General features: G+C 60.7%; 8 protein-coding genes. 3 read left to right on the forward strand and 5 right to left on the reverse strand.

Annotated features, from left to right (window positions below; translation table 11 throughout):
* The first annotated feature begins 177 nt into the window (after nucleotides 1–177).
* On the forward strand, nucleotides 178–1,281 hold the full coding sequence (locus RMQ97_RS04065) for a helix-turn-helix domain-containing protein (RefSeq protein WP_413659554.1): 1,104 nt from the start codon (nucleotides 178–180) through the stop codon (nucleotides 1,279–1,281).
* 95 nt (nucleotides 1,282–1,376) lie between these two features.
* Nucleotides 1,377–2,792 (forward strand): amidohydrolase family protein, encoded by a 1,416-nt coding sequence (locus tag RMQ97_RS04070; protein ID WP_413659555.1) that lies wholly within the window; start codon nucleotides 1,377–1,379, stop codon nucleotides 2,790–2,792.
* A gap of 77 nt (nucleotides 2,793–2,869) precedes the next feature.
* On the opposite strand, the gene RMQ97_RS04075 is transcribed toward RMQ97_RS04070, so the two are convergent.
* The 4 genes from RMQ97_RS04075 to RMQ97_RS04090 form a co-directional block, all read right to left on the reverse strand.
* Nucleotides 2,870–3,802, reverse strand: a complete 933-nt coding sequence (locus tag RMQ97_RS04075) for an electron transfer flavoprotein subunit alpha/FixB family protein (RefSeq protein ID WP_413659556.1) — start codon at nucleotides 3,800–3,802, stop codon at nucleotides 2,870–2,872.
* Nucleotides 3,803–3,805: 3 nt separating this feature from the next.
* Entirely contained in the window at nucleotides 3,806–4,555 is a 750-nt protein-coding gene (locus tag RMQ97_RS04080; protein WP_413659557.1) for an electron transfer flavoprotein subunit beta/FixA family protein, read from the reverse strand.
* Between the two features lie 253 nt (nucleotides 4,556–4,808).
* Nucleotides 4,809–5,360: a hypothetical protein gene (locus tag RMQ97_RS04085; RefSeq protein ID WP_413659558.1), complete on the reverse strand. Its 552-nt coding sequence runs from the start codon at nucleotides 5,358–5,360 to the stop codon at nucleotides 4,809–4,811.
* Nucleotides 5,360–5,716, reverse strand: coding sequence for a PadR family transcriptional regulator (locus RMQ97_RS04090; RefSeq protein WP_413659559.1), 357 nt, complete (start codon nucleotides 5,714–5,716; stop codon nucleotides 5,360–5,362). Before RMQ97_RS04090 ends, RMQ97_RS04085 begins: the two co-directional genes overlap by 1 nt.
* Before the next feature lie 120 nt (nucleotides 5,717–5,836).
* On the opposite strand from RMQ97_RS04090, the gene RMQ97_RS04095 reads away from it, so the two are divergent.
* On the forward strand, nucleotides 5,837–7,321 hold the full coding sequence (locus RMQ97_RS04095) for a serine hydrolase domain-containing protein (protein WP_413659560.1): 1,485 nt from the start codon (nucleotides 5,837–5,839) through the stop codon (nucleotides 7,319–7,321).
* Nucleotides 7,322–7,404: 83 nt separating this feature from the next.
* Here RMQ97_RS04095 and RMQ97_RS04100 read toward each other — a convergent pair whose 3' ends face one another.
* Complete coding sequence (locus RMQ97_RS04100) at nucleotides 7,405–7,983, reverse strand: YceI family protein (RefSeq protein WP_413659561.1); 579 nt, start codon at nucleotides 7,981–7,983, stop codon at nucleotides 7,405–7,407.
* Between the last annotated feature and the right edge of the window lie 372 nt (nucleotides 7,984–8,355).

Raw genomic sequence — 8,355 nt, forward strand, 5'->3', positions numbered from 1 at the left:
ATGGGCAGGAAGAGCAAAGCTTTGATGACGTCTCTATGTCAGTTGCGTGACTTCCCGATTCATTCGCTGCATTGCGGCAATCCTGCATCACCTCATGATCCGGCAGGTTGTTATCGGCTACTAAACTCGCACCGTTTCCAGCTTCCTCGCGACGTTTCGCCGCGCTAGATATCGAGCATGGAACTGGCTGTCGCGAATCTCCTTCAACTTGCCCTGATCGTCACAGGTGTGATCGGATTGCTGCTCACACTTGATCGTCCGCGTTTGCGGGCGGCGAGTGCGATCATGGGCATGTCGGCGCTCTGGATGGTGTTCAACCTGCTGGAAGAACGCCTGGGCTGGCGCGAGGTGTGGCTGACTACGCCGGCTTTCCGGCTTTTGTATCCGCCCCTGCTGTATTTCCTGGTGCGCGGGCTGGTGTATTCGGGTCCTGCCCTGCGCCTCCGTGACCTCCTGCATGGTCTGCCGTTTGTTATCGCCCTGGCGCTGAACCCGATCTGGCTGACAGGCGTGGAACACGCCGCGCGGATCAGTCTTGTCGTCTACAGCGCTCTGGCCATCCGTCTGGTCTGGCAGTTTCACACGGCGATTGTGGAGCAGCGTTCTGATGCGGCACGGGTCAGACTCAATATCGTTTACGTCATTCTGGGCATTTTTCTGGCCGACACGCTGTACGACGTGATTCGCATGGATGCGGCCTGGGCTCATGAGATCTGGCCGTGGCTGACCACGTCCGCTGCCTACGAGCTTCAGCTGGCCATTTCTCTCGTCACCCTGGTGGCGCTGGTGGTTCTGGCGGTCAGGCGCGAGGCCCTGTTCGAAGGCTTGGCTCCTGGCGCGCTTTCCTCCGACGCGCTTCCCCCCAACGCGCTTTTTCCCGACACGCTCGCACCGGAGAGTGCTCCGCGCCACGAGCGCGATGACGATCAACGGCTCGCCGATTTCCAGCATATCGACAGGGTGATCCGGCAGGAGGCGTTTTATAGCGAACCGCGTTTGACCCGGGCGGAGGTGGCCAAGGCCTCGGGTCTGAATGAGCGCCGGGTGTCTGAAGCCATCCGGGCCGGGGTGGATCGCAATTTCAACGACTATATCAATCGTCTGCGGATCGATGATGTGATGACTCAGATGCAATCCGTCCCGCGTGGTGAGGCGCCACGTCTGCTCGACATGGCCTTTACGGCCGGCTTCAGCTCGAAATCTGTTTTTAATGCCGTCTTCAAGAAGGAGACAGGTGAGACCCCGTCCGCCTGCCTGAAACGACTGCAGGCTAGGGGTTGAAAACCGGATTTCGGACGTCCTGATTCCGGATATCGGACGACACATAACGCGTTTATCCTCATCTCTGTCAGCGCAGCAGCAATGGGAAGAGCGACATGTGGCGTTGGATAATCTTGAGCGTGGTCAGTCTTATGATTCTGGCCCTGGGTGTGACCTATATGGCATCGGCCGGGACACCTTCGGCCATGCGCACGGCGCGGTATGAGAGCGGTCCGCTTCTGGTCACCCAGGTTCGGATTGTGGATGCGGAGGCCGACCGTCTCAGCGCGCCACGTGATGTCCTGATCGAGGACGGGCGGATCACGCGGATCGAGACACCGGGACTGATTGACCCGGCAAACCGCCGGATTGTCGAGGGGGAGGGGCTCTATCTGATGCCCGGCCTGATCGACACCCATGTCCATGTGTTTGACGAAGCCGACCTTGCGGCCAATCTCGTCCAGGGTGTCACAACAGTGCGCAATATGGGCGGGCTTCCCTTCCACCTTTCAATGGAGCGCCGCATTGCCGAGGGCCGTCTTCTGGCGCCGCGTTTCTTTACGACGGGTCCGATTACCAATGAGCGAGGCGGTCGCAATTCCGACGTCCTGCAGCACTGGGTCAGCGGTGAAGAGGAGGCCCGGGCGGAAGTGCGCGAGCAATATGAGCGCGGTTTCCGGCATGTGAAAGTCTATTCCAACCTCTCACGCGAGAGCTATACGGGCATTCTCACTGAGGCCGAGCGCCTGGGCATGCAGGTCTCCGGTCACCCGGTCGAGGGGACGCAAGAGGCGCCGATGGGATTTGATGCGACCTTGATGGGGCGCTTCACCTCCATCGAACATGTCGAATCGATCATCTGGCACGCTCTGGATGATGATACGGACCGCGATCGGGCCCGCATTCTAGCGGACGAGATTGCGGCAAGCGGGTCCACTGTGTCGCCCACCCTTGTTGTGCATGGCAATCTGGCCCGAATTGTCGAGACCGAGGGCGCTCACATCACCCGTCCGGAAATGTCCGTGTTCAACCCCGTCATCTCGCATTTTGAACAGGATCGCTGGGGATTTTGGGCCGGTTATCCGCACACGGATCGAACCGAAATGCAGGCCTTCTATACCGAATTCACTGGCTTCCTGCATGAGGCCGGCGTGCCTCTGGTCGTGGGCAGTGATGCGGGCGTGATGGTGACGCCGCACGGGATCTCGGCGCATGATGAGCTGGTGTGGCTGACCCATGCCGGGCTGAGCCCGGCGGAGGCCCTGCAGGCGGCGACCACGACGCCGGCCCATATGTTGGGGCTGAACGGTCAGATCGGCCGTGTCAGCGAGGGATATCGGGCTGACCTGCTGCTGGTGGAAGACAATCCGCTGGACGATATCTATGCGACGCGCCTCGTGCGCGCGGTCATCCGTGATGGCATCTATCTGGGGCCGGACGAGCGGGGGCGTTTGCACCAGGCCGCCGAGCGCCATAATCGTCTGCGCACCTGGCGGCGCCTCATCTGGCACGTGCTCACCCGCACGGATTGATCCGGGTCCAGAGATGAAAACAAAAACGCCCGGGCGGGAACCGTCCGGGCGTTCGTGTGAGTGATGGCAGGCACGCGTTAGAGCGCGGCTTCCAGTTCAGGCAGGACCTGGAACAGGTCAGCCACAAGGCCGTAATCCGCGACCTGGAAGATCGGGGCTTCTTCGTCCTTGTTGATGGCCACGATGACCTTGGAGTCCTTCATGCCGGCCAGGTGCTGGATCGCTCCGGAGATACCCACGGCGATGTAGAGTTCGGGCGCGACAACCTTGCCGGTCTGACCCACTTGATAATCATTGGGCACAAAACCCGCATCCACGGCAGCGCGCGAGGCACCCACAGCTGCACCGAGCTTGTCCGCGACCTTTTCCAGCAGGTGGAAATTGTCGCCGGATTGCATGCCGCGTCCGCCGGAGATTACGACCTTGGCCGCCGTCAGTTCCGGACGATCGGACTTTGACAATTCCTCGGAGATAAAATCGGACTTGAACGGTCCGGCTGCGGCCGCCAGCGTCTCGACGCTTGCAGAACCGCCGTCACCGGCTTTTTCAAACGTGGTCGGGCGAACCGTGATCACCTTTTTGGCGTCGTTGGACTTCACCGTCATCATGGCGTTACCGGCATAGACCGGGCGCTCGAATGTATCCGCAGAGACCACCGCGGTGATGTCAGAAATCTGCATCACGTCCAGCTTGGCCGCCACGCGTGGCAGGAAGTTCTTGCCCGTGGTGGTGGCCGCCGCCAGCACGGCGTCGTAATCCGCCATCAGCGGGGTGACCAGGGCGTCGAGGGCCTCGGCCGTCGGTTTTTCCAGCGTCGCGTCGTCGGCGTGTAGGACCTTGGCCACGCCATCGAGTTTGGCAGCCGCTTCGGCAACAGCACCGGCCCCGGAACCGGCGACGAGCACATGCACATGCACATCTCCACCCAGGCCCTTGGCAGCGGTGACAACGGCGCGCGTGGCGTCATTGAGCGCTGCATTATCGTGTTCGGCAAAAACGAGAACAGTCATGGCTTAGATAACTCCTGCTTCGTCTTTCAGCTTGGCCACCAGCTCGGCCACGCTGTCCACTTTCACGCCTGCTTCACGCTTGGCGGGCTCGGTCACTTTGACCGTTTCCAGGCGCGGCGTGATGTCGACGCCAAAATCGTCCGGCGTCTTGGTGTCGATCGGCTTGCGCTTGGCCTTCATGATGTTCGGCAGGGAGGCATAACGCGGCTCGTTGAGGCGCAGATCCGTGGTGATCACAGCCGGCAGCTCAAGCGCAACCGTTTGCAGACCGCCATCAATCTCGCGCGTCACATTGACCTTGCCGCCCTCCACTGCGACTTCGGATGCGAACGTGCCCTGCGGCCAGTCAAGCAGTGCAGCCAGCATCTGGCCGGTCTGGTTGTTGTCGCCATCAATGGCCTGCTTGCCCAGGAGCACAACGTCCGGGGTTTCAGCATCGACGATGGATTTGAGGATTTTCGCGACGGCCAGCGGTTCCACGGCCTCATCGGTCTGGACCAGAATGCCGCGATCAGCACCCATGGCCAGGGCGGTGCGGATCGTCTCCTGCGCCTGGGCCGGTCCGACGGACACAGCGATGATTTCGCTCGCCACGCCTTTTTCCTTGAGACGGATGGCTTCTTCCACCGCAATCTCGCAGAACGGGTTCATGGACATTTTCACATTGGCAAGGTCGACACCCGATTGATCGGGTTTGACGCGGACCTTCACATTGTAATCAACGACCCGTTTGACGGGGACGAGAATCTTCATGCCGGGGCTCCGATTAAAGGCGCGAGGGGATGCGCCGTTGAAAGTGAGCGGCGAACGTGCCTCCCGCCCCAGGGGAAGTCAATGCGAGCCTCCCGTTGACGTGAACGTCAACTGTCAGTTACGTCAAGCGACTGTCTCTTTTGTGCAACAAAACGTCCAACGCAAGCGATGCGGGCCTTGCTGTTGTCATGATCACGCTTAGCCCAGATCCCATTGCGACCGGGTCAGCATGCGGGCGTTACCGCTCGCTTCACTATTCCCGGATCCAGCCCGATACAGGCCCCGAACTGGCAATCGCGAGTCGGTGGATGGCAAACACAATGGTGCCGATTACGGCCGCCACACCAAGCGCGGCGGGCGCGAACCACCCGCCCAGCACTTCCCGGGAATGAGGTTGGGCTTCGTAAGAGAGAGTGAAGTCTCCCCCTCCATGGACGTAGAGGCCCACGGCGTCGGGATTGAACAAATCCATGACTGCCATGTGAAGAAGTGCGAGCACAAAGAAACAGGCTATGCCGATGAACAGGATCGAGGCCTGGTGCAGGATAATACCCAGCGGTTTGCGCCAGGCGGGCGGCGCCTGCTCCAGCGGCCCGAACTGGTGAAGCGCCGCTGTCAGGCGTGAAACTTCACTTTCGCCGCCCGCTACCAGGAAAGCGTCATGGATGTGGGCGACCGTTTCGGCCAGAGCCTCCTGCCGGTCGGCGGCAGACAAATCCCGATCGCGAAAGGCCAGGTCTCGTTTGAATCTTGCCCACAGGCGGCGGGCTTGCGGTGTTTTCAGATCCATGTCGGGCGCATCCATTATGGTGTCTCCTGTGCGTCCAGGATGGCTGTCATGCGCGTCCAGATCGAACGCATCTCGACCAGAGCCCGGGTGCCCGTGGCGGTGATCGTGTAGTATTTGCGGGGTGGGCCTGTTTCTGCAGCAATCCATTCCGCATCGACCAGGCCGTCTTTCTTCATGCGTGTCAGTACGGGATAGACCGTTCCTTCTGCGAGCTGTTCAAAACCCGGTGCCTGTTTGAGACTGGCAACGATCTCATAGCCATAGGCGCGGCCTGCTTTGAGACGGGCGAGCAAGAGCATCTCCAGATAGCCCTTGCGCGCCTGGGAGCTCCAGCGTTCGAGCACGCTGCCGAGTTGTGTTGAAGCGTCCATCCACGCGTCCCCGAAAATCGATTCCCTTGTAAAGCTTGTGTGTATGCGTCGCAAGGTATATAGCAATACTAAGTAGTGGGCGTTGCCCATATGATTGAGTGACCAACACGGGATACGGATATGAAAATCTGGACAATCAGGGTGGGCTTTGGCGTTGCCGCGCTGCTTTGGTGCGTGCTGAGCCTTTCGGCGGTGCGCAGTCTGACCACGATACCGAGTGACGCAGGGCAGGAAGAGATCGCGGCCACCATGGATGCGGTTCTGACGCAGTCCGTCAGCGAGTATACGATCGCCGGTGTTGCGGCCGGCGTTATGCACGGTGGTGACTGGATCTGGTCCGCGCGGTACGGGGTACGCGATGGTGAAAACCGCCCGGTCCTGGGCGAAACCGCATTCAATCTCGCCTCCATATCAAAACCGGTGATGGTCTGGATCGTCCTGTCGCTGGCGCAGGATGAGCTGATCGATCTGGACGCGCCTATCGGCCGTTACCTGCACCAATTCGAGCTGGACTACCGGGGTCACGACCCTGAGCAGGTGACGGTGCGCCGCCTGCTGGAACACACGGGTGGCACGAATAATCACGGTTATGGCGGCTATGGGGCGCACGAGGATCAGCCCGCCGATATCCATGAGCTGTCTACGGCATTCCAGCCCATCGCCGTTGTTCGCGAGCCTGGTGTGAGCCGGGTATACTCCGGTGGCGGTTATGTCCTGCTCCAGATGATGGTGGAAGAGGTTATGGATGCGCCGCTCGACATGGTTGCGCAACAGCGGGTGTTCGCACCGCTGGGTATGACGGACAGTGCGTTTGACCGGACCCGTCCTGACCAGCTTTCCCAGGCCTTCAACTATTACGGTAAGCCTATCGAAAGCCTGCGTGATGTCGCACTGGCTGCGGCCGGAGGCTATTCATCTGGTGATGATATGGAACGGTTTCTGCGGGCCCATATTGATGGCGGCGGTGTGCTGCAGCCGGACGTGTTGGCACAGGCCTTCGCCCCGCTCGACAGCGCGAGCTGGACCGGAATGAGTTACACGCTTTCACAAACCCCGGACGGTGTGCTGATCGGGCATGGCGGGAATAACTCGACCTGGCACGGCCAGATCTATGTCCGCCCGCAGACCGGAGACGGTTTTTATTTCCTGACCAATGCGACCGGCGGTGCTCAGCTTGACTTCGACCTGAGCTGTGCGTGGCTCAGTCATGTCAACGGCGTTCCGGCGGGCGAAGCCTGTGCCGGTGCCGTCGAGACAACGCGGATGATTGGCCGATGGGCGGCGGTGAGCGGGGTATTGGCACTGGCGCTTGGGTATTGGCTGATTGCGGGTCTGGTCACAGGGCGGCGGACGCTCGTCCTGATCCCGCGGGGCCGGACCGCCCTGCGCCTGACCGGCCGGCTCACATTGGCGGGTTTGGTGCTGGCTCTGCTGAGCGGTTCGCTCGCAATGTTCTACACCAATTTTGTCTACTGGCGGACGGAGGTGATCTTTATCGACGAGATCCCCATCGATGAGCTGGAATGGCTCTTGCCGGCGATCCTGTCCGTCCTGGCGATGGCGCTGGTCGCGCTCTGGTCCAGCCCGGGCGCGCGGCGCGAGTGACCGGGGCGGGGTGATCGGGTCGGGATGATCGGGTCGGAACAGGCGCATGCCGTGCGGCATGCGCCTGCCTCGAGCGGAGTGGATTATTGCGAGACCACTTCGGTGGAAATAAAGAGTTCGATCTCGTCCGACACCCACGGGGCGGCGTAGCCCAGACCCCATTGCGAGCGGGTCAGCGTGCCGGTGGCCGTGAAGCCCAGCTTGGTCACGCCATCATCATTGGTGTTGGAACGATTGAGGGTCACATTCAGGCTGACCGGATGGGTCTGGCCGTTCATGGTCAGATCACCGGTCATGACGCCGGTCGTGTCTGTTTCGGAGACAAACTCGGTGCCGACAAAACGCGCGGTCGGGTTTTCGGCCGTATTGAACAGGTCAGGGGAATTGAGGTGGCCGATAAAGCGGTCCTGATTGGCACCGACCCAGAAGCCGTCGATCAGGTTGAAGGTGATGTCGACAGTGGAATTGGACGGGGTCTCAACGTCCAGAACCAGGCTGCCCTCATAGTCCGTCATTTCGATGGACATGGTGGAAAAGCCCTGGTGATCCCAGCTTCCGCGGATCACGGTATGGGTCTTGTCAAAGGCGTAGGTCACCGGTTCGGCAAGGGCGACAGTTGTTGTGGCCAGACCAAAAGCGGCGGCAAGAAGCAGGCGTTTCATGGTGATCTCCAAGCAATAGGCTGACGACAACCTAACCCAGGCCGGAGCCGGAAAAACCCCGCTCGCGAGAAGTTGAAGTTTCCGGTTTGGAATTAATCCGACGTGAGCTGACGCGAGGGTGCATGCGGGGGTCAGCCCGCATGGATCTGTCCGAGCGACGTGGCGCTGTTGAGCGCCTGAAACTCCGCCTTGCCCGTGATATCTCGACCGACAGGGTCTTGCGGTCGTCATACTGGTAGAGTTCGAGCACCTGGCGGCGCTTCACCGTGGCATCGCCATTTCTGCGAACGGAGCGCGCATAGACCCAGTCACCCACGCGGACGGTGTCTCATACGCTGGGCGCGATGCAAGTGGGATGGGTGATATTCGTGT

Source organism: Maricaulis sp. D1M11 (assembly GCF_047308265.1).
Lineage (GTDB): Bacteria > Pseudomonadota > Alphaproteobacteria > Caulobacterales > Maricaulaceae > Maricaulis.